This window comes from Aeromonas media (assembly GCF_020423125.1).
GTDB lineage: Bacteria > Pseudomonadota > Gammaproteobacteria > Enterobacterales > Aeromonadaceae > Aeromonas > Aeromonas media.
The window spans coordinates 2,726,643-2,746,848 of sequence record NZ_CP075564.1 but is presented as its reverse complement, the minus strand read 5'-3'; the positions used below and the strand labels follow the sequence as shown (position 1 = coordinate 2,746,848).

18 protein-coding genes and 1 tRNA gene are annotated in these 20,206 nt (G+C 64.1%); 14 read left to right on the top strand and 5 right to left on the bottom strand.

Annotation, left to right across the window (positions count from 1 at the left end; translation table 11 throughout):
- Positions 1-74: 74 nt before the first annotated feature.
- From KI797_RS12585 to KI797_RS12575, 3 genes are all read right to left on the bottom strand, one after another.
- Positions 75-545 (bottom strand): CC0125/CC1285 family lipoprotein, encoded by a 471-nt coding sequence (locus KI797_RS12585; RefSeq protein WP_226169561.1) that lies wholly within the window; start codon positions 543-545, stop codon positions 75-77.
- Between the two features lie 131 nt (positions 546-676).
- A tRNA-Pro gene (locus KI797_RS12580) sits at positions 677-753 on the bottom strand.
- A 226-nt stretch (positions 754-979) separates the two neighbouring features.
- Positions 980-2,323, bottom strand: a complete 1,344-nt coding sequence (locus KI797_RS12575; RefSeq protein ID WP_042649277.1) for a dihydroorotase — start codon at positions 2,321-2,323, stop codon at positions 980-982.
- A gap of 79 nt (positions 2,324-2,402) precedes the next feature.
- Here KI797_RS12575 and KI797_RS12570 point away from each other — a divergent pair, with 79 nt between their 5' ends.
- Positions 2,403-3,278, top strand: coding sequence for a 6-carboxytetrahydropterin synthase (locus KI797_RS12570; protein ID WP_226169559.1), 876 nt, complete (start codon positions 2,403-2,405; stop codon positions 3,276-3,278).
- Between the two features lie 76 nt (positions 3,279-3,354).
- Here the strand turns inward: KI797_RS12570 and KI797_RS12565 are convergent, their stop codons facing one another.
- Complete coding sequence (locus tag KI797_RS12565) at positions 3,355-5,367, bottom strand: methyl-accepting chemotaxis protein (protein ID WP_171269615.1); 2,013 nt, start codon at positions 5,365-5,367, stop codon at positions 3,355-3,357.
- A 257-nt stretch (positions 5,368-5,624) separates the two neighbouring features.
- Between KI797_RS12565 and hinT the strand changes: the two genes are divergently transcribed.
- The 9 genes from hinT (at position 5,625) to secF (ending at position 13,761) form a co-directional block, all read left to right on the top strand.
- Positions 5,625-5,975: a purine nucleoside phosphoramidase gene (gene hinT / locus KI797_RS12560; RefSeq protein WP_171269616.1), complete on the top strand. Its 351-nt coding sequence runs from the start codon at positions 5,625-5,627 to the stop codon at positions 5,973-5,975.
- Positions 5,975-7,396 carry a COG3014 family protein gene (locus KI797_RS12555; RefSeq protein ID WP_226169558.1) on the top strand — a complete coding sequence of 474 codons (1,422 nt, stop codon included), beginning with the start codon at positions 5,975-5,977 and terminating at the stop codon, positions 7,394-7,396. The genes hinT and KI797_RS12555 overlap by 1 nt, the downstream gene beginning before the upstream one ends.
- Positions 7,397-7,462: 66 nt before the next feature.
- Entirely contained in the window at positions 7,463-7,861 is a 399-nt protein-coding gene (locus KI797_RS12550) for a YcfL family protein (RefSeq protein ID WP_041205436.1), read from the top strand.
- Entirely contained in the window at positions 7,861-8,457 is a 597-nt protein-coding gene (lpoB, locus tag KI797_RS12545; RefSeq protein ID WP_171269617.1) for a penicillin-binding protein activator LpoB, read from the top strand. Before KI797_RS12550 ends, lpoB begins: the two co-directional genes overlap by 1 nt.
- A complete protein-coding gene (locus KI797_RS12540) occupies positions 8,447-9,310 on the top strand; it encodes a phosphotransferase (protein WP_171269618.1) in 864 nt (287 codons plus the stop codon). The genes lpoB and KI797_RS12540 overlap by 11 nt, the downstream gene beginning before the upstream one ends.
- A 53-nt stretch (positions 9,311-9,363) precedes the next feature.
- A complete protein-coding gene (locus KI797_RS12535) occupies positions 9,364-10,224 on the top strand; it encodes a DUF6279 family lipoprotein (RefSeq protein WP_041205443.1) in 861 nt (286 codons plus the stop codon).
- A 68-nt stretch (positions 10,225-10,292) separates the two neighbouring features.
- On the top strand, positions 10,293-10,790 hold the full coding sequence (locus KI797_RS12530; protein ID WP_226169556.1) for a hypothetical protein: 498 nt from the start codon (positions 10,293-10,295) through the stop codon (positions 10,788-10,790).
- A gap of 147 nt (positions 10,791-10,937) precedes the next feature.
- Positions 10,938-12,740, top strand: coding sequence for a protein translocase subunit SecD (gene secD, locus KI797_RS12525; protein ID WP_226169554.1), 1,803 nt, complete (start codon positions 10,938-10,940; stop codon positions 12,738-12,740).
- A gap of 106 nt (positions 12,741-12,846) precedes the next feature.
- A complete protein-coding gene (secF, locus tag KI797_RS12520) occupies positions 12,847-13,761 on the top strand; it encodes a protein translocase subunit SecF (RefSeq protein WP_171268991.1) in 915 nt (304 codons plus the stop codon).
- 65 nt (positions 13,762-13,826) lie between these two features.
- On the opposite strand, the gene KI797_RS12515 is transcribed toward secF, so the two are convergent.
- On the bottom strand, positions 13,827-14,429 hold the full coding sequence (locus KI797_RS12515; protein WP_226169552.1) for a DUF924 family protein: 603 nt from the start codon (positions 14,427-14,429) through the stop codon (positions 13,827-13,829).
- Positions 14,430-14,621: 192 nt separating this feature from the next.
- On the opposite strand from KI797_RS12515, the gene KI797_RS12510 reads away from it, so the two are divergent.
- From KI797_RS12510 to ycfP, 4 genes are all read left to right on the top strand, one after another.
- Positions 14,622-15,539, top strand: coding sequence for a DUF808 domain-containing protein (locus tag KI797_RS12510; RefSeq protein WP_226169550.1), 918 nt, complete (start codon positions 14,622-14,624; stop codon positions 15,537-15,539).
- 169 nt (positions 15,540-15,708) lie between these two features.
- Positions 15,709-17,487 (top strand): M3 family oligoendopeptidase, encoded by a 1,779-nt coding sequence (locus KI797_RS12505; protein WP_226169549.1) that lies wholly within the window; start codon positions 15,709-15,711, stop codon positions 17,485-17,487.
- 114 nt (positions 17,488-17,601) lie between these two features.
- Positions 17,602-19,410 (top strand): M3 family oligoendopeptidase, encoded by a 1,809-nt coding sequence (locus KI797_RS12500; protein WP_042649150.1) that lies wholly within the window; start codon positions 17,602-17,604, stop codon positions 19,408-19,410.
- Positions 19,411-19,620: 210 nt separating this feature from the next.
- Complete coding sequence (ycfP, locus tag KI797_RS12495) at positions 19,621-20,160, top strand: alpha/beta hydrolase YcfP (protein ID WP_005331594.1); 540 nt, start codon at positions 19,621-19,623, stop codon at positions 20,158-20,160.
- Positions 20,161-20,206 lie beyond the last annotated feature (46 nt).

Below are 20,206 nucleotides of genomic sequence, written 5' to 3'. Positions count from 1 at the left end.
AAATCCAGCGACTTATATCAGAACTTTATGTTGCAATTAGTTGTATGTGATATGGATCTTGTGAATTAATTATATTAATCGCTGTTTATTTTCATATTAGCCAGATAAATGGCTTCCAGACTCTGGTCGTCCAATGGGGCTTTTCCCAGAGAGAAGATCAGCAGTGCCGAGGTGCGGTGCTCTACCTGCATCTCGTCCATGAAGGTGTCGGGTTCGTACTCATCAAAGCCGAACTGGGGGCGGGTCGGGGTGATCCTGACCGCATCCCGCGACAGGGTCAGCGTCTGCACCTGCACCCAGGCGTACCCCTGCGCCAGCGCTATCTCCCCCGCCCGCTTGAGCGCATACTTGCGGGCCGTCTCCCTGTCCACCAGATCGTTGCCCACAAACTCCAACTGCCAGCGTGTCTCCCCGAGCCGGGACTGGGAGAAACCTGTCTGGCCGTTCCAGAAGGACTTTTCGCTGTCATAGGCGGTGGCGCAGCCGCCGAGCAGCAGCGAGCCGCACAGGGTGAGGGCGAACAAGAGGGGGGAGTTTGGTGACATGGTGCTGGCCCTTGGCTGAGAGGAAGTCACTACAGCACAACGCCGCCCACGAGACAATCGCCGGCCTGGGTACCGCCGGGGAGACAAAAAGAAAAGGCCTTGTCGTTTGACAAGGCCTTTCTCGGGGAATTTGGTCGGTGTGAGAGGATTCGAACCTCCGACCCTCTACACCCCATGCAGATGCGCTACCTGGCTGCGCTACACACCGACGGAGTCAGCTCGGCTGACGGGGAGGAAGTTTATGGAGATGCCCCGACCCTGTCAACAGGGGAAATCCCGGTTCGAGATCGTTTGCCTGCTTTGCGAGCAACTTCGGATCAAAGTGCGACCAGTCGCGCATTTTGTCGGCACCTCAGCGCCGTCTTGCATGAAAAACGGCCGCCCTGGTGGGCGGCCGTTTGGCGTGAGTGACAGGCGTCGCTCTCAAGCAGGGATCAGCGGTTGAAGGTCAGTCGCTTGCCCAATACCTGATCGGTGACCTGACCGTTCTGCCAGGCGATCTGGCCGTTGACCAGGGTCATCTCTATGGTGCTCTGGAAGCGGTAGCCGTTGAACGGGGACCAGCCGCACAGGTAGAGCAGGTTGCTGTCGTTGACCACATAGGGCTTGCCGAGATCCAGCAGCACCAGATCCGCGAAGTAGCCCTCGCGGATATAGCCGCGATCCTGCACCTGGAAGCGCTCGGCCACCGCGTGGGAGGTCTTCTTGACGATGGTCTCGAGGCTGAACACGCCGTTGTGGTAGAGCTCCAGCAGCGCCTGCAGGGAGTGCTGCACCAGGGGTACGCCGGACGGCGCCTTGAAGTAGCTGTTCTGCTTCTCTTCCCAGGTGTGGGGGGCGTGGTCGGTGGCGATGATATCGAGCACGTCGTTGCGCACTGCATCCAGCAGGGCGTGCTGGTCGGCGGCGCTCTTCACCGCCGGGTTGCACTTGATCTGGCTGCCCAGGGTGTCGTAGTCCGCCTCGTTGAAGAACAGATGATGGACGCACACCTCGGCGGTGATGTTCTTGTCCTTGAGATCCTTCAGATCCGGGGTGGCAGTGAAGAGCGACAGCTCCTTGGCCGTGGTCAGGTGCAGCACGTGCAGCTTGGCGCCGTACTGCTTGGCCAGGGAGACCGCCATGCTGGAGGATTTGTAGCAGGCGTCGGCGCTGCGGATGCGGCCGTGCTCGCGCATGGGCACATCTTCGCCCCACTTGGCGCGGGCCTCGTCTTCCAGCACCTTGATGGAGGGGGTGTCCTCGCAGTGGGTGACGATCATCACCGGGCTCTCGCGGAAGATGGCCGCGAGTGTCTCCTGGTTGTCCACCAGCATGTTGCCGGTGGAGGCCCCCATGAAGATCTTGATGCCGCAGGACTGTTTGGGATCGAGTTTCTTGATCTCTTCCAGGTTGTCGTTGGTGGCACCCAGGTAGAAGCTGTAGTTGGCGGCGGCGGAGTTGGCGGCTATCTGGTATTTGGCTTCGAGGGCATCGATGGTGGTGGTCTGGGGATTGACGTTGGGCATTTCCATGAAACTGGTGGTGCCACCGGCGACGGCGGCCCGGGATTCACTGGCGATGGTCCCCTTGTGGGTCAGGCCAGGCTCCCGAAAGTGCACCTGATCATCGATCATCCCGGGGATGAGGTGACGGCCTGCGGCATCGATCACCACGGCATCGGGGGCGCTGATGTCCGGGGCGATGCGGGCGATCCGCTCACCTTCGATCAAGACGTCGGAGGCATAGATGCGGCCTTCGTTGACCAGGGTGGCATTCTTGATAAGCAATTTGTTCATGGGGGGTTCCAGTTCCTTTGCCGATAATCCGGGGTCATAATATCGCAAACTGCACTTTCTCTGTAGCAAGGCCTGAGTAATGAAGTTATTTGTTAGAGATTTGACTGTGATCGATTCGAGCTATTTGTGCGAGCGTCGCGGCATGGTGGGCGAGAGCTGGTTGGTGGACATCGAGATGAGCGGCGAGCTCAACGAGATGAGTATGCTGCTGGATTTCGGGCGGGTGAAGAAGCTCATCAAGTCGATCATCGATGAAGAGGTGGATCACAAGCTGCTGGTGCCGGCCGAATGCCCCCTGGTCCATGTCCACGCTCTGGACAACGACGAGAGCACAGTGGATCTGCTGCGCCCGGGTCGCTCCATCCACCTGCGCTGCCCGACCCAGAGCTTTGCCTTCATTCCCGCCTCCCAGGTGGACAAGGAGTCGGTGACCCGCTATCTGCTGGCGGTGCTGGCCAAGCGGTTGCCGGGCAACATCAAGGATCTCTCCCTGACCCTGCGCCAGGAGAAGATCGAGGGCGCCTTCTACCACTACAGCCATGGCCTGAAGAAGCACGACGGCAACTGTCAGCGCATCGCCCACGGCCACCGCTCTCCGGTCGAGATCGAGGTGGATGGGGTGCGCAACGAGGAGCTGGAGCTGAACTGGGCCGAGCGCTGGGCCGACATCTACCTCGGCACCCTGGAGGACAAGGTGGCCCTCTCCGAGCTGGCGTTGAGCGAGCTGGCCAAGGCCCATCTGGGGGAACACCACCTGGGCTTCAAGTACGTGGCGCCCCAGGGGCTGTTCCAGCTCGCCATGCCTGCCGCCGAAGTGGAGATGATCGACACCGACACCACCATAGAGTTGCTGGCCCACCATATCGCCCGCGAGGTGAAAAAGCAGGTGGGGGACAAGTTCGTCAAGATTGTCGCCTATGAAGGGGTTGGCAAGGGGGCCATCGCCTACGCCTGATCTCCCTGCAAGCCGCCATAAAAACGAGGCCCCGCATCTGCGGGGCCTCGTCGTTTCACAGCCATGGCTCTGGGTGTCAGGCGCTGAGCCGGAAGCGCTGCACCAGACCCTCCTGCTGCTCGGCTAGGCTGTCGAGTTGCTGACTGGTCTCGGCGACCCGCTCTATGCCCTGATAGTTGAGATCCGAGATATCGGAGATGCGGTTGAGATTGGTGGCGATGTCGGCGCTGGTGGCCTGCTGCTGCTCGGCGGCGGAGGCTATCTGGCTCGACATGTCGCTGATGAGCACCACTATGCCCTGCACCTCCTCCATGGCGTTGTTGGCCTGGGAGCTCTGATCCATGCAGCTGTCCATCTCGCGGGAGCACTCCTGCATCACGTTGACCGCTCGGGCGACCCCCTGCTGCAGGTTCTCGATCATGGTCTGGATTTCGCTGGTGGACTGGGCGGTACGACCGGCCAGGTTGCGCACCTCGTCGGCCACCACCGCAAAACCGCGGCCCTGCTCGCCGGCACGGGCCGCTTCGATGGCGGCGTTCAGCGCCAGCAGGTTGGTCTGCTCGGCGATGCCGCGGATGACGTCGAGGATGTTGCCAATCTGGCCGCTCATGGCACTCACGTCGCCGATCACCTTGCCGGTCTGCTGCAGCTTGCCCGCCAGCTGGTGGGTGGTGGTGATGTTGCCAGCCATCACCTTGCGCCCCATCTGTGAGGCCTTCTCCACGTCCTGTACCCGCTCCAGGGTCTGGTTGGCGGCTTGGGCCACTTCCCGCACCGAGGCTTCCATCTGGGTCATGGCGGCGGCGACCGAGGCGGTCTCCTGGCGCTGTTTCTCCAGATCCGCCCGCACCGCTTCGGTGGTGTGGCGGTTGTCGTGGGCGGCGCTGTTGAGCTGGGTCGAGGCCTGGGAGAGTTGTCTGAGCACGTCTCCCATCTGCTGGATCAGCAGGTTGATCTGGCTGCCGAGCTGGCCGAATTCGTTCTGGCTCTTGAAGCCGACCCGCTGGGTCATGTCACCCTGTGTCACCTCGGTCAGTACCCGCAGCAGTTCCTTGAGGGGGCGGCGGATGGCCTTGCCGAGGGTAAAGGCCACCAGGATGGCGACGAAGATGGCGATGGCGATGCTGATCCCCTGGGTCAGGGTGCTCTGGGTCTGCACCCGATCAGAGGCGCGGATGCTGGCGTTCATCAACTGCTGGCTCTGGGTTGTGATCCCCTCCAGCTTGTTCTGGATGCTGACGATGAGCTGGCTCGCTTGCTTGCTCTGCTCGCGCATGGTCTGCTGCTGCTTCATCAGCGCCAGGTATTGGGCGAGTACCCCTTCATTGGCCGTGGTGTCGCGCACGAAGCCATGGACGTAGTGGCCCATGTTGTTGTCAAAGTCCTTGAGCTCCCCCTGGAGATCCTTGATGGTGCTGTTGAAGCCCTCGATCTGCATCTTGTTGCGCTTGAGCGCCGCTTCGATGGGGGCGGGGATGCTCTGGTTGAGGGCATCCATGGTGGAGAGCTCGATGGCGGAGAGCTTGGTGGTCAGGGTCTCGGAGAGCATCTTGATGAAGCTGTCGTCGACGGTCACCATCATGTCCCCCAGGTTCTTCTTGAACTGGGGCAGGCTGACCTGGAACTGGCCCTTGGCCTGGTTGACCTTGTGCAGCCGGGTGAGCAGGGCCTCGTGCTCGGTGGGCAGGGTCTGGGTCAGTTGCAGGTAGTCAGTCACCAGCTTGCCGAGGGCTGTCATCTCCCCCTGCAATTCGGGGTGCGCCGCCACCTGCTGCCTGAGGGTCGTCAGCATCTTGTCGACCTGACCCTTGGCTTGCTGCAGCTCGGCCACTTCCGCCGGCAGTTGCTTGGGATCCTGCTCGGTCAGCACGTCGGTGAGCCACTTGTTGGCGCTGAGCAGGCTGATCTGGGTCTGGCTGCTGGCGATCACCAGCGGCATGGACTCTTGTGTTACCTGATCCAGGGCATCGTTGAGTTCGCTCTGGCCGCGAAAGGTCAGTACCGCACTGGCGACCATGACGGCGACCAGGATGGCAAAGCCCAGATAGACTCTCTGTAAGATCGAGAGGTCTGACATTGTTTGTTTCATTATTGTCCCGCTGTCTATGCAAAAGTCCCTTGCCTGAGTACCCCGTCCCTTTGGTACCCTGCATGCCCAGATGGGGATGCCACTGGGGTACTCGGGACGTCATCCTCACTATCGGTATTCTTCACAATAACTGAAGGGATTGGGACAACGGCTGTGTCAAATGTCGGCTTGTGTCACACTTGGCGGGCTGTGGCGACATTTTTGGGAGTCGCTTGAGTTTTGCATTGAATTTTCTTTTTCATATAAAGGAGTTACCCATGGCGCAAGAAACCATTTTCAGCAAAATCATCCGCAAGGAGATCCCCGCCGACATCCTTTATCAAGACGATCTGGTGACCGCGTTTCGGGACATCCAACCCAAGGCCAAGACCCACATCCTGATCGTGCCCAACGTGCTGATCCCCACGGTCAACGACGTGGAAGTGGATCACGAGCTGGCGCTCGGCCGGATGTTCACCGTGGCCCGCAAGCTGGCGGCCGAGGCCGGGATCGCCGAGGACGGCTACCGCCTCATCATGAACTGCAACCGCCACGGCGGGCAGGAGGTCTACCACATCCACCTGCACCTGGTGGGTGGCCAGCCGCTGGGACCCCTGCTCAGCCTGTGATGCGTCCCGCCTCATTGACCGGCCTGCTGTTGGCCGGTCTGCTGCTGGGGGGCTGCGCCTCCCGCTGGCAAGACCTCTTCGTCTCCTATTCCGATCAGATGGTCCCCTTGCGCAACCAGCTGCTGCTGGGTCATGCCGCCGAGGCGCTGCCGAAGGTGCATGAGTCGGCTCCGGGTGACGACACCTATGTGCTGGATCAGCTGGAGAGAGGGCGCATCGCCTGGCTGGCGGGTCAGGACGGGGCCAGCAAGCAGGGCTTTGCCGCTGCCGACAGCCGCCTCGTCTGGGAAGACAATCAGGCCCAGTACCGCCTGAGCCGGGGTCTGGCCCAGGCGGGCAGCCTGCTCACCAACGATCAGACCATGGCCTACCGGGCGCCGGACTACGAGCGCACCATGCTGCACCACTATCTGGCGCTGAACTACCTGCAACGGGGGGATGCCGAAGGGGCCCTGGTGGAGGTGCGCCGCGCCAACCAGGTGCAGGAGCGGGCGCTCAAGGCGCGGGCCGGCGAAGTGCGCAAGGCCAAGGAAGAGAGCGAAGAGGCCGAGGCAGATGGGAATATGCGCCAGCTGATGTCGCGTGGGGCACCCGAACTCGATCGCCTGATAGGTCAGGTGAAGAACGGTTTCCAGAATGCCTATACCTTCTATTTCTCCGGCGTGCTCTACGAGGCGGCCGGGGATCTCAACGACGCCTGGGTCGACTATCAGCGCGGCTACCAGATAGCGCCGGACAACCAGAGCCTGCAGGATGCCTTGCTGCGCCTGGCGCGGCTTCGCGGCTCCGCGGACGAGCTCAGGGAGACAGAGAAAAAGGTGGGCCGCAAGGCGCCGCCGCTGGTCAAGGATCAGGGCCAGCTGGTGGTGCTGTTTGAAGATGGCCTGATCCCGGCGCGGCGGGAGATCTTCCTGCCGCTGCCGATCTCCACCTCCAGCGGCGATTTTCGTACCTTTACCGTGGCGGTACCCTATTACGACAACAGGGCCAGCGACACTGGCCCGCTGACGGTGTCGGCGGGCAAACAGGCCGGGCGGACCAGCTCGCTGGTGCAACTCGAGGCGCTGGCGGCCAAGGATCTGCAGGAGCGGCTGCCCGGCATGCTGACCCGGCAGGCGCTGCGGCTGGTGGCCAAGGAGCAGGTGCGACGCACCGCCGCCAAGGAGGGGGGGGATGTGGGCAACATCCTGGTGGGCATCTTCAACACCCTCTCGGAGCGGGCCGATACCCGCAGCTGGCTGACCCTGCCCGCCGAGGCATCGAGCTGGCAGGGAATGCTGCCGGCCGGAGAGGTGCAACTCCAGCTGGGGGCGGGCAGCGCCATGCGTACACTGCCGCTTACCGTGCACGGCGGGCGCACCACGCTAGTGTGGGTGCAGCGCCTTGGCAACCGCCTGACTACCCGGGTGATGCCCCTATGAGTGCCCGTTCGGGCGAGATCACACACTGACCGGTTCGGCCCCCTGGCCACCGGCAAGGAGCACAAGATGAAAGCACATGGCTTGGCCCTCGGGCTGGTACTGCTGCTGGCGGGCTGCGCCACCAATACCTCCGGCGTGGCGCTCTATGGCGCGGCCGGGGCGGCGGCGGTGCAGGAGCAGCATCAAGATGTCAACGTCACCCTGACCGAGCTGAGCCGCCGCGAGCAAAATGGCCTGCTGCAGGTCAACGTGGCCGCCGCCAGCACCCAGCGCGGCGATAACCGGCTGCAATACCTGTTCTATTGGTATGATGACGCCGGGCAGGAGGTGGCCAGTGATGGCCGCGGCTGGACCCCGCTCAAGCTGCACGGCTACCAGACCCGCACCCTGTCCGCCCTGGCGCCGAGCCCGGCAGCCCGGGGCTACCGGATTTACGTACGCGAAGTGATTGAGGAATCGAACTGATGAGAATGAACCATGCCCTGCTGATACTGACCGGCACCCTGCTGCTCGGCGGCTGTTCCAGCACCACCGTCAGCTATGGCGACGCGACCGAGACCGAGACGGTGACCGTGGATTACGGCTCGAGCGATTTGCAGGCCATCGCCGACAAGATGGCGGACTCCATGCTGGCCTCACCGGCGACCTCCGAGATCACTGCCGGCGGTCGTCCCGTGATGTTCATGGACTCCATCCGCAACAAGACCTCGGAGCACATCGACACCGAGGCCATCACAGACACCTTGCGCACCAAGCTGCTGCGCTCCGGCAAGTTCCGCTTCGTTGACATGAGCAAGGTGAGCGCGGTCAAGCAGCAACTCGAGCACCAGCAGGGCAGCGGCATGGTGGATCCCGCCACCATGGTGCGCCTTGGCAAGCAGACCGGCGCCCGCTACATGGTCTATGGCAACCTCGCCAGCATCGTCAAGGACAACGGCAAGGTGAAGGACGTCTACTACCAGATGACCATGAACCTGATGGATCTGGAGAATGGCGAACTGCTGTGGGCCGATCAGAAAGAGATCCGTAAGCAGGCGAAGACCTCCACCTTTGGCTGGTGAGGCGACCCGGCAGCAAGGGGATCTGGCGGAGCTGACCCTGCTGGCCAGCCTGCCGGCCCCCTGGAACCAGGGGCGCCTTGAGCCGCTGGCGAGCGGCCTGACCAACGGCAACTACCGGCTGCACCTGCCCTCGGGGCAACGCGCCTTCCTGCGGCGCGGCCACCCGGATCCGGTGCGTCTCGGTATCGACAGGGCCACCGAGTGGCAGCTCTATCAGGGGGCCGTGGGGGAGGGGCTGGCCTTGCCCTGTTATCACAGTGAACCCGCCAGCGGCCTGATGCTGCTGGCGTGGTGCGACGAGCCGAACTGGGCCGCCGCGCCGCCGCCCCTGGCGGCGCAACCCCCCTTGCTGGCCGCAGTGCTGAGGCGCTTACACCGGCTGCCGCTGCCCGCCGTGGTGATGGCGGTGCGAGCCCACAGCGCCGGCTATCGCGACCGCCTGGCCCGGGTGCCCGCCTGGTTGCCGGCGCTGGAGCGGGCCCTGCTCGCGAGCCGCGAGCCGGACGACTGCTGGCTCCCTTGCCATCATGATCTCAATCCGGCTAACTTGTTGGGCCATAGACCCTGGGTCATCGACTGGGAGTATGGCGCCGCCGGTCACCCGGGCTTCGAGCTGGCCAGCATCCAGCGCACCCATGGTTGGAGTGATGAGCTGCGGTGCCAGTTGGAGAGCTGCTATCTTGAAGGCAGGGGAGGCGCTCATAAGCTGCTCAATACCAAAGGATTCCAGGCCGAAGCCTTCCTGCCCTGGGTCGATTACATCGGCCTGCTGTGGGCATTGCTGATGGCGGAGCAGCAACCCGGGCCCGATTATCAGGCCCTCATCGACATGAACCGCCAGCGCCTGGAGTGAGTCCGGGCAGAGGCCATGGCGCGACGCTTATTTTCTACGAATTGGAGGCATGCATGGTGACCAGATTCTCATGGCGTCAACCCCGCAGCTGGAGCCTGCTGCTGCTCTGCCTGCTGCTGACCGGCTGCGCGACCCGGGTGATCTACTACTGGCTCGATTCGGCCATCGTCTGGCAACTGGACGACTACTTCTCGCTGGACCGCAGTCAGAAGACCCTGCTGGACAGGGAGGTCAAGGGGCTGATGGCCTGGCATCGCCAACACGAGCTGCCCATCTATGCCCGGGATCTCGATGCCCTGGCCAAGGCGGTGGCCAGCCCCATGACCCCGGCCCAGGTCACCCTGCATCTGGACCGCACCCAGGCCAGCCTGACCCGCACCCTGGAGAACGCCATTCCCCGCACCGTGCGCCTCGCCAGCACCCTGACCGATGCCCAGGTGGCGCGCTTCATGACCGATAGAGTGAAACGCCAGCAGGAGCGCCAGCATGACTTCGCCACCGAGTCCAAGACGCAGATGCTCAAGGAGTTTCGGGAGAAGATGAACGAGCGGCTGGTGTTCTGGATTGGCAAGGTGAAGCCGGCCCAGGAGCCGCTCATTGCCCAATGGGCCGAGTGGCAATACGAGATGATGCCCCCCTGGCTGGAGTTCCAAGAGGCTTGGACCAAGGAGCTGGCGCGGCTGATGAAGCAGCGCCAGGATCCGGACTTCGGCAAGGAGCTGACCCGCCTGCTGCAACAGGGGGATGGACTCATGGATGGCCGCTTCACCGGCTACACCGACCAGTCCCGCCAGCGCACCATCCAGTGGCTCAGCGACCTCAGCCAGTCGATGGATCTCTCCCAGCGCGCCCACCTCTACACCCTGCTCAAGGACTATGCCGAGGACTTCGAGGCCATGATCCGCAGCCGCTGATTGACAGGATCCGCGCCGCAAGGGCGGCAGGCGTCATGGCCTGCCGCCCTTGTCCTTGTAGGGGGGCTATGGTAGTTTGCCCTTTCTATTATTCGGGAATTAACTTTTTGAGCCTGCTGGACAAAGTGAAACTGGCGGCGATGACCCTGCTCATCGCGCTCACTCTGCTGCTCTCTACCGTCTCGGTGGAGGGGCTCAAGGCACCCGCTTCCCAGCACGCCGCCCAGCTGATGGGGGAGGCCGCGGACTCCACCGACGGCGCCCGGATCCAGCACGGCGCCAGCGACAGCGACGACGGTGTCGTCAAGTTCGTTGGCTCCCACCAGAATCACCTGCTGCGCCTCGAGCACTCCCTGAGCCGGGATCATCAGCCTGGCCGCGTGGTCTACGAGCTCGTCATGAGCTGGGCCCAGCAGGGGATCCTGCTGCTGCTGTGCGGCCTGCTGCTCTACGCCGCCCTCTGCTACCCGAGGACGAGCTTTCGCGATCACTTCGCCAGCATTCACCGGCACCGCCTGCAGCGTCGTCACCTGCAATACCGCTTCTCCCAGAGCTTCCTCGCCTGACCCCGATGGGGTCAGTCTGCCTGCTGTTGCCTCATCTTCTCTCTGTTGCTGTTCATTTTTAGTGAACGGCTAGGCTGTCTTGTTTCATTTTTTTGCACGGTGCGACCCGGCGTCGTCCCTTGCGCTCGCCTGACAGAGGCCGATTTCATGAGAAAAAAGAGTCATACCATACTGAACCGCATGAGCCTGTGGCAGTACGCCCTGCAGCTGCTGATGCTGGTCACCTTCGCGTTTTATTCCCTGCCCACCTTCTTCGGTGAGCAGCCCTCCCTCGGCCTCCATGGCCAGTCTCGCCTGAGCGGGGCGCAGCAGCGCCTGCTGCAGGAGCACCAGATAGCGCCCCAGCTGCAGATCGAGCAGAAGGAGCGGGCCCTGCTGGTGTTCGCCACCCAGGCCGAACAGCAGCGGGCCAAGCAGTTGCTGGAGCAGCAGGGGGTGGACAGCGCCGCCCTCACCCTGGAGTTTCACTCCAATGCTCCGACCTGGATAAGCCAGCTCGGCGCCGATCCCATCAAGCTCGGGCTGGACTTGCGCGGCGGCTCCCAGCTGCTGATCGGGGTCGACGTGGATTTTGTCATCGACAACCAGACCAAGAACCTGGTGGATACCCTGCGCACCCGCTTCCGCGAGGCCAACCTGCGCGGCGCCAGCGTGATGCGCACCGCCCAGGGATCCGTGGCCGTCACCCTGCCGGACGTCGCCGGGCAGGAGGGCTGGCTCAATGTCATCAAGGAGAGCGCCGGCACCCGTCAGGATCAGTGGACCCTCTCCCGCTCCGGCAATGAGCTCAAGCTGGTACTGAGCGACGCAGAGCGCACCCTGCTGGTGAACAACGCCGTGACCCAGAACCTGTCGATCCTCAAGAAACGGATCAACGAGCTCGGCATCGTCGAGGCCTCGGTCCAGCGTCAGGGTCAGGACGGCATCCGCATCGAGCTGCCCGGGGTGCACAACCCCAAGCAGGCGAAAGAAGTGATAGGCGCCACCGCGTCCCTGGCCTTCTACGAGGCCAAGGCCGACAGCCGCTTCTTCATGGCGGATCGCAACGGCCAGGCGGTCGGTCTGGCCCGCAACCCGGTGCTGAGCGGCGAGCACATCGTCGATGCCCGCGCCAACATGGGGGAGATGGGCCAGCCCCAGGTCAACATAGTGCTCGACACCCTGGGTGGCAGCAAGATGAACCAGTTCAGCCGCCAGCACGTGGGCAAGCCCATGGCCACCGTCTTCACCGAGTACAAGACCAACGCCGAGGGCCGGCTTCGGGCCAAAAGTGAGGTGATCAACGTCGCCACCATACAGACCGCCCTTGGCAACCAGTTCCGCATCACCGGGATTGGCAGCCTGCCAGAGGCCCAGGAGCTCGCCATGCTGCTGCGGGCCGGCGCCCTCACCGCGCCGCTCAAGATCCTGGAGGAGCGTTCGATCGGCCCGACCCTGGGCCTGCAGAACATAGAGGCGGGCTTCACTGCCCTGGCGTTCGGCATGGCGGGCATGATGCTGTTCATGATGGCCTGGTATCGCAAGTTCGGCTGGGTCGCCATCACGGCGCTCATCGGCAACCTGCTGATGCAGGTGGGGATGCTGGCGGTGCTGCCGGGGGCCGTGCTGACCCTGCCCGGGATTGCCGGCCTGGTGCTGACGGTGGGCATGGCGGTGGATACCCATGTGCTGATCTTCGAGCGGATCAAGGACAGGCTGCGGGAGGGGGGAAGCCTGGCCAACGCCATCGATTTTGGCTATCGCTCGGCGTTTCGCACCATCTTCGATGCCAACATCACGACGCTCATCTGCGCCGTGGTGCTCTACGCCATCGGCTCCGGGCCGCTGCAGGGCTTCTCCATCACCCTGATCCTGGGGCTCATCTCCAGCATGGTGACCGGCATCTGGGGCACCCGCGCCATCATCAACCCCTTGTGGGGCAACAGCCGCGCCAAGCTGCTGAGGGTATGACCATGACCGATCCCCATTGCCTGCGTCATCGCACCGCGCGTCCGAGCCAGCTCCGCGCCACTCGCTTCCCTGTGGGAAGCCTGCACCAACTGTCGAGGGAAGAAGAATGCTGAGAATGATCATTGCCATGGGCCTGACTCGCTGGCGTTACATCGGGATGTGGGCCTCGGCGCTGCTGACGGTGGCGAGCATCGCCGTGCTCGCCATCAACGGGCTCTCCCTCGGGCTCGACTTCACCGGCGGCATACTGCTGGAGTTTCGCATCCAGACCCTGAAGGAGGCCCACGAGCTCAACGCCCTGCTGAGCGCTCCTCTGGCCGGGGCGGTGGAGCTGCACGGCGCCGGTGTGCCCGGTGAATGGCTCATCAAGCTGCCTCCCCACGAGTTGCCCTGGGCGGCGGAGGATCTCGCGACCATGCTGGGGCAGCAACTTGCCCTGCCGGTGGAGCTGCTGCGCACCACCATAGTCGGCCCCCAGGTGGGCGCCGAGCTGTTCCAGCAGGGGATGCTGGCGGTGCTGGTGGCCTCCTTGGCCATTTCCGCCTACCTGGCGGTGCGCTTCGAGTGGCGCCAGGCCATCGGCATCCTGGTGTCTGTGCTGCACGACGGTCTGGTGGCCCTGGGGCTGCTGGCGCTGTTCAACATCGAGTTCGACCTCAACGTCATCGCCGGACTGATGGCGGTGATCGGCTACTCGCTGAACGACAGCATCGTCATCTCGGACCGGCTGCGGGACCTGCTCGGTTCGCGCACCCAGATGGGGATCCACGAGTGTTCCGATGTGGCCATCAAGGCCACCTTCAGTCGCACCATGATCACCTCGGGCACCACATTGTTCACCGTAGGGGCCCTGCTGCTGTTCGGTGGCGACGCCCTGTTCGGCTTCTCCTTCACCCTGTTCGCCGGCATCCTGGTGGGCACCATCTCCTCCATCACGGTTGCTTCCACTGTGCAGGAGCTGCTGGGGCTCTCGCCCCAGGCCTACCAGAAAAAAGAGGAGGAGCTTGTGGAGGCGGCCTGATGCCCTTGACACATCCTGCATGCAGAACGGGCCCTCGGGCCCGTTTTTGTATCTCTGTGGCTCGGCTAGAAGCCGGAGCCAGGTTGGCGCAAAAACTCGGTTTCTTCCGGGGTGCTGGTGCGCCCCAGGATGGCGTTGCGATGGGGAAAGCGGCCAAAGCGCTGGATGATGGCCTGATGGCGGCGGGCGAAGTCGGCGAACCCCTCGAAGGTTTCCCGGGCAGGGCCGCCCGCCTGCTCGGCCGCCAGCGCCTCGAACAGGGCCACGCTTCTGGCCTGCTGCTCCCGGGACTCCGCATGCTCCAGGGGCAGGTAGAAGAAGACCCGTGCCAGCGGGGAGAGGGCCTTGTCCGCGCCGAGGGACAACCCCTTGAGGCAGAGATCCCGGGCCTTGGCGTCCTGGGCAAAGGCCGCCGGCGTGGCGCGATGGATGTTGCGCGGCAACTGGTCCAGCAGCAGGATCAGCGCCAGCCTGCCGACCGGGACCTCGGCCCAGTGGGCGAGTTCGCCCTCGGCGGCGTCCTCTGCCAGCTCGCCAAAGCGGTGCGTCAGCAGCGCGTCCGTCTCGCCGCTCTTGCCCCACCAGAGGGGGGCTTGCCGGGTGGCGCGGGGGGCGTCATCGGCGTCATCGCCAAACCAGAAGTCGAACAGAGGTTGCCAGGGTTGCATGGGAACTCCTTGGGCCGTTGGCCTTCAGGTGGAACAAGGCCGATTGACCCTGTCATGGGGGGCTGCCGAAAGGGCGGCTTCTCGCTACACTGTGCCATCTTTTGCACGAAATGCGGAACCCCAGATGAGCAAGGTCGTCGCCAGGCCACCTGCCCGAGGGGGTCTCACCACTGATATAAGGAATGTTTGATTATGGCCGGAACCAGTCTGTTGGCCCTGCTCGACGATATCGCCAGCGTGCTCGATGACGTGGCCCTGATGACCAAGATGGCGGCCAAGAAGACCGCCGGGGTGCTGGGGGACGATCTCGCCCTCAACGCGGAGCAGGTCTCCGGGGTGCGGGCCGAGCGGGAGCTGCCGGTGGTGTGGAAGGTGGCCAAGGGCTCGTTTCGCAACAAGCTGATCCTGGTGCCCGCCGCCATCGCCATCAGCGCCCTGATCCCCTGGCTCATCACCCCCTTGCTGATGCTGGGGGGCGCCTACCTCTGCTTCGAGGGGGCCGAGAAGCTGGCCCACAAGTTCCTGCCCCACCACAGCGGCGACACGGCCTCGGCGGTGGAGGCGCTTCCGGACGATCTGGAGGCCTTCGAGCAGCAGAAGATAAAGGGGGCCATTCGTACCGACTTCATCCTCTCCGCCGAGATCATCGTCATCGCCCTCGGCACGGTGCAGGGCTCGAGCCTGGGCCTGCAGATCGCCGTGGTGGCGGGCATCGCCCTGCTGATGACGGTGGGGGTCTACGGCCTGGTGGGGCTCATCGTCAAGCTCGACGACATCGGCCTGCACCTGCTGCAAAAACCCGATGCCGGCGCCTTGCGCCGGGCGGTGGGCCGGGGGCTCTTGGTGACGGCGCCCCGGCTGATGCACCTGCTGGCGCTGGTTGGCACCATCGCCATGTTCATGGTCGGCGGCGGCATCCTGGTCCACGGCTGGCCCTTTGCCCATCACCTGATCGAGGGGGTGGCCGGCAGCCTGGCCCCCCTGGCCGGGGGGGCCGTGCTGGCCGCGGTGACGCCGACCCTGCTGAGCGCCCTGGTGGGGGTAGTGGCGGGTCTGCTGCTGGTGCTGGCCATGACCCTGGTGGGCAAGCTGACCCCCGCGAAACAGTAGCGCCGCCGCTCAGGAATCGTCCCCTGCCGACAGGGGCCGTCGCAGGTCTGATCTGCGGTCTGTTGCCCAGAATGGGGGCTAGGCAAGTGCCAGCCCCCTTCGTACTATTTGGCGGCCACTGCCCACAGAGGCGGGGCGCCCACATGGACGCAAACAGACAAGGACAGTTATGACCAACACCCTTTGGCAGGATGATCACATCTATGCCGCCCCCGATTGCCCTGCCATCGACGCCGACTTCCAGTGCGCCGCCGAGGGCCTGATCGAGATCGCCAGTCTGCTGGCCAGCCTGCCAGCGACCCGGGAGATCAACCCCTTGCGCCACCTGCTGAGGGCCATTCGCCGCCAGGCCAACGCCGTGAGGAAACAGGCCTGGAACAGCCAGGCCTTCGCCTACAACCGGCTCAGCCGCAACGGCCGCGACGAGGCCGCCCGGGTGCTGCTCTCCCGTGGCCAGCAGTTGCAGGCGACCCTGGCTCAGCTCATCAAGCCGGTGACCCTGTTCTGGCTGAACGCGCCCGAGGAGCAGGTGCGGGCCCTGCTGCAGGATCCCGAGCTGTTCGAGCTGGCCTACCTCATTCGCCACGATCGCCGGTTGCAGGATCAGACCCTCTCCCTCGAGAGCGAGCAGCTGATCGAGGGGCTGGCGGTGGACGGCCTGCAGGCCTGGGGGGATCTCTACGACAGCCTGGTGGGCAGGCTCAGCCCCAGGGTGGAGGGCGAGGCCATGGGGCTGGCCCAGGCGGACAATCTGCTCTCACACCCGGACAGGGCACGGCGTGCCCACGCCTGGCATGGCATTCAGGCCGCCTGGGCCGCAGAGCAGGAGACGGTGGCCGCCATCCTCAACGCCATCAACGGCTGGCGCAACGAGATCGCCGCCCAGCGTGGCAAGGCGCGCCGGCTCGATGCCCTGGACGTCTCCTGCCACCAGAGTCATATCGAGCGCAGAACGCTGGAGACCCTGATGGGGCAGGCCGAGGCCCACAAGGAGCTCGGCAGGCGGGCCCTGCGGGCCATGGCCAGCGCCCAGGGAATCGACGATTTCGCCCCCTGGGATCTCTATGCCCCGCCGCCCGCCGCGGCGCAGATAAGGCTTGGCTTCGGACAGGCACTGACGCTGGTGGCCGAGGCCTTCGCCGCCTTCGATCCCGAGATGGGGGCCTTCGCCCGCATGATGGCGGATCGGGGCTGGATCGATGCCGCACCGAGCGACAACAGGCGCAGCGGCGCCTATTGCACCGAGTATGCCGACCCCGCCGAGCCCCGGGTGTTCCTCACCTTCGAGGGCACCATGGACAACGTCATCACGCTCGCCCACGAGCTCGGGCACGCCTGGCACAGCTGGCTGCTGCGAGACCTTCCGCTGGAGCAGCGGGACTACCCCATGACGCTGGCCGAGACCGCCTCCCTGTTTGCCGAAGCCCTGGTGCGCGACGCGCTGCTCGCGCGCTCGCAGACCCGCGAGCAGCGCCTGGACATCGCCTGGATGGACGGGGAGCGGGTCGTGAGCCTGCTGCTCGACATCCCCTCCCGCTTCCACTTCGAACGGGCGCTGGTGGCAGGTCGGACCGAGGGGTATCTGGGGGCGGGCCAGCTGAGGGCCATGATGAAATCCGCAAAGCAGCAGTGGTATGGTGACACCCTCAGCCAATATGACGAGCTGTTCTGGGCCAGCAAGAGCCACTTCTCCATTGCCGAGTTCGGGTTCTACAACTACCCCTATCTGTTTGGCTACCTGTTCAGCCTGGGGCTCTATGCCCAGAAGGCGCGGGTTGGCGCCGACTTCGTGCCAGCCTATCGGGCGCTGCTCGCCGACACCGGCCGCATGAGCGCCGAGAGCCTGGTGGAGAAGCACCTGGGGGTCGACATTCGGGAACCTGCGTTCTGGGAGGAGAGTCTGCGCTATGTCGAGGAGGTAGTCAGCCGCCTCGAGTGGCTGGTGTAGCCGCCCGCATTTGATCCGGCTGGTGTCGCAGCCAGCCTTGGTATTTCTGTTCGTGGCCCTGGGGCCACCCCTGTTTCACGACGGGCCGGACCCGTCTCTGACAATGAGCGTTCGATGCAACAACGAGTCTACCCACAGCAGTGGCAAAATCAGCACATCTACCCCTCCCTCGACAGCTGCGTGCTGGAGGCGGACATGAGCCTGGCTCGCGCCAGCCTGGCGGAATTGAGCGGTTTTATCGAGGGATTGGCCGGGGTGCAGGGTAACCAGCCGGCCCGGCAGGACTTCCTGCGGGAGGTACGCCTGCGGGCCCGGCGCATCCGCGAAATAGGCTGGAACATCGCCGTGCTGGCCGCCTGCACGGGGAGCCAGGACGCCCGGGATCCCCTGGCCAAGCAGTTGGCCTCCCGCGCCCGGGCCCTCAATGCGGACTTGTTCAAGACGCTGGCTCCCATCGAAGATCTGATGCTGGGGCTGCCCGAGGCCGAGTTCGAGCAGCTGATGCAGGACCCCCTGCTCGGGGAGGAGGAGTACCGGCTGCGCCACGAGCGCCGCCTGCAGGATCAGCGGTTGCCGGTGGAGGCGGAGCAGCTGGTCATCGGCCTTGGCACCGACGGGCTGCACGCCTGGGGCAACCTCTACAACGATCTGGTGGGCAAGATCCGCCTCGTTATCGACGGCCGTGAGATGGGGCTGGCCGAGGCGAGCAACCTGCTCTCCAGCCCGGATGGGGCACTGCGCAAAGAGGCCTTCGACGCCATCAGCGCCGGCTGGGAAGGGGAGCAGGAGACGGTCGCCGCCATCCTCAATGCCCTCAACGGCTGGCGCCTGGAGCTCTCGCGCCAGCGTGGCAAGGTGCGGACCCTGGATGCGCTGGATCTCTCCTGCCATCAGAGCCACATCGAGCGGGCGACCCTGGATACCCTGATGCAGGAGACCTGGCAGGCGCGCCATCTGGGTCAGCGGGCCTTGGGGCTGATGGCCCGGCGGCTCGGCATCGAGGAGCTGGGGCCTGAGGATCTGTTCGCGCCGCCCCCGGCGAGCAGCCACCGCAGCATCCCGTTCGAGGAGGCGATCGAGATCATCGCCCTGGCCTTCACCGGTTTCGATCCCGAGATGGGGGAATTTGCCCGCATGATGGCCGAGCGCGGCTGGATCGATGCGGCTCCCACCCCGAACCGGCGCACCGGGGCCTACTGCACCAAGTTTGCCGATCCGGTGGAGCCGCGGGTCTTCATCACCTATGCGGGCACCATGGACAACGTCATCACCCTGGCCCACGAGTTGGGGCACGCCTGGCACAACTGGCTCATCCGGGACTTGCCCATGAGCCAGCGCAGCTACCCCATGACGCTGGCCGAGACCGCCTCCATCTTCGCCGAGACGCTAGTGCGCAGCGCCCTGTTCGAGCAGGCCCAAAGTGCCGAGGAGCGCCAGGCCATCGCCTGGGCGGAAGCCGACGGCGCCGCCACCTTCCTGGTCAACATTCCGGCCCGTTTTGACTTCGAGCAGGCCCTGGTGGCCGAGCGCGAGCAGGGCTATGTCTCCTCGGCGCGGCTCAAGGCGCTCACCGACGAGGCGTGGGGGCGCTGGTATGAAGAGAGCCTTGGCCGCTATCACCCCATGTTCTGGGCCGCCAAGGCGCACTTCTCCATCGCGGGCTTCGGTTTTTACAACTACCCCTATCTGTTTGGTTACCTGTTCAGCCTCGGCGTCTATCAGCAACTGATAAGCCGTCAGGCCGCGGGTGAGCAGGATGTGGCACAGGCCTATCGCGCCCTGTTGCGGGACACCGGCCGCATGAGCGCCGAGGAGCTGGTGGTGAAACACCTGGGGCAGGATATTCGCGAGGCGGCTTTCTGGCAGGGCAGCCTGGCCCTGGTGGCGGCGGCGGTGGATCGCTTCGAGCAGACCCTGAGCTGAGGCCGGGCGCAGGCAGGGGCAGCGCGCCTGCCCTCGTCAGGGGCCTGGCGCCCCTTTTCCCCTGCCTGGCGCGCCCAAACGGGGTGGGGAAACGATTTTCCGGCGGCAGGGGGCGTGATCCAAAGCAAGAAAGTGCGATGTTTTGGTGGCGCCTCGGCGGTTCGCTGGGGTAGTTTCGATAGAACCGACACAGTTTTTGAGGTCTTATCCATGATCATCTATCTGCATGGCTTCGATGCCACCAGCCCCGGCAATCATGAGAAAGTGCTGCAGTTGCAGTTTATCGATGATGATGTGCGCTTCGTTCACTACAGCACGGTTCACCCGCGCCACGACATGAGTCACCTGCTCAAGGAGGTGAAGAAGCAGCTCGACATGAGCACCGACCCCAAGCCGCTCATCTGCGGGGTAGGGCTCGGCGGCTACTGGAGCGAGCGGATCGGTTTTCTGTGCGGTATCAAACAGGTGGTCTTCAACCCCAACCTGCACCCGGAAGAGAACATGCAGGGCAAGATCGACAGGCCGGAAGAGTACGAGGACATAGGCACCAAGTGTGTAACCGAATTTCGTAATAAAAATTCAGGAAACTGCCTGTGCATCCTTTCCGTTCAGGATGAAATCCGCGATAATCGGGACACTGAACGTGAATTGAAGAACTATTACGACATCGTATGGGATGAGCGCGAGACCCATAAGTTCAAGAACATCTCGCACCATCTGCAACGGATGAAGGCCTTCAAAGAAGCCTGAGCCATCACGTCAACCGATTTCGTTTTAGGGAGCCAATGGCTCCCTT

Coding starts and splice junctions, on each gene's coding strand:
- hinT (WP_171269616.1), top strand. CDS start 5,625: ATGGCGCAAGAAACCATTTTCAGCAAAATCATCCGCAAGGAGATCCCC.
- KI797_RS12555 (WP_226169558.1), top strand. CDS start 5,975: ATGCGTCCCGCCTCATTGACCGGCCTGCTGTTGGCCGGTCTGCTGCTG.
- KI797_RS12505 (WP_226169549.1), top strand. CDS start 15,709: ATGACCAACACCCTTTGGCAGGATGATCACATCTATGCCGCCCCCGAT.
- KI797_RS12565 (WP_171269615.1), bottom strand. CDS start 5,367: ATGAAACAAACAATGTCAGACCTCTCGATCTTACAGAGAGTCTATCTG.
- secD (WP_226169554.1), top strand. CDS start 10,938: ATGAGAAAAAAGAGTCATACCATACTGAACCGCATGAGCCTGTGGCAG.
- KI797_RS12575 (WP_042649277.1), bottom strand. CDS start 2,323: ATGAACAAATTGCTTATCAAGAATGCCACCCTGGTCAACGAAGGCCGC.
- KI797_RS12515 (WP_226169552.1), bottom strand. CDS start 14,429: ATGCAACCCTGGCAACCTCTGTTCGACTTCTGGTTTGGCGATGACGCC.
- ycfP (WP_005331594.1), top strand. CDS start 19,621: ATGATCATCTATCTGCATGGCTTCGATGCCACCAGCCCCGGCAATCAT.
- KI797_RS12550 (WP_041205436.1), top strand. CDS start 7,463: ATGAAAGCACATGGCTTGGCCCTCGGGCTGGTACTGCTGCTGGCGGGC.
- KI797_RS12530 (WP_226169556.1), top strand. CDS start 10,293: ATGGTAGTTTGCCCTTTCTATTATTCGGGAATTAACTTTTTGAGCCTG.
- KI797_RS12570 (WP_226169559.1), top strand. CDS start 2,403: ATGAAGTTATTTGTTAGAGATTTGACTGTGATCGATTCGAGCTATTTG.
- KI797_RS12535 (WP_041205443.1), top strand. CDS start 9,364: ATGGTGACCAGATTCTCATGGCGTCAACCCCGCAGCTGGAGCCTGCTG.
- secF (WP_171268991.1), top strand. CDS start 12,847: ATGCTGAGAATGATCATTGCCATGGGCCTGACTCGCTGGCGTTACATC.
- KI797_RS12585 (WP_226169561.1), bottom strand. CDS start 545: ATGTCACCAAACTCCCCCCTCTTGTTCGCCCTCACCCTGTGCGGCTCG.
- lpoB (WP_171269617.1), top strand. CDS start 7,861: ATGAGAATGAACCATGCCCTGCTGATACTGACCGGCACCCTGCTGCTC.
- KI797_RS12500 (WP_042649150.1), top strand. CDS start 17,602: ATGCAACAACGAGTCTACCCACAGCAGTGGCAAAATCAGCACATCTAC.
- KI797_RS12510 (WP_226169550.1), top strand. CDS start 14,622: ATGGCCGGAACCAGTCTGTTGGCCCTGCTCGACGATATCGCCAGCGTG.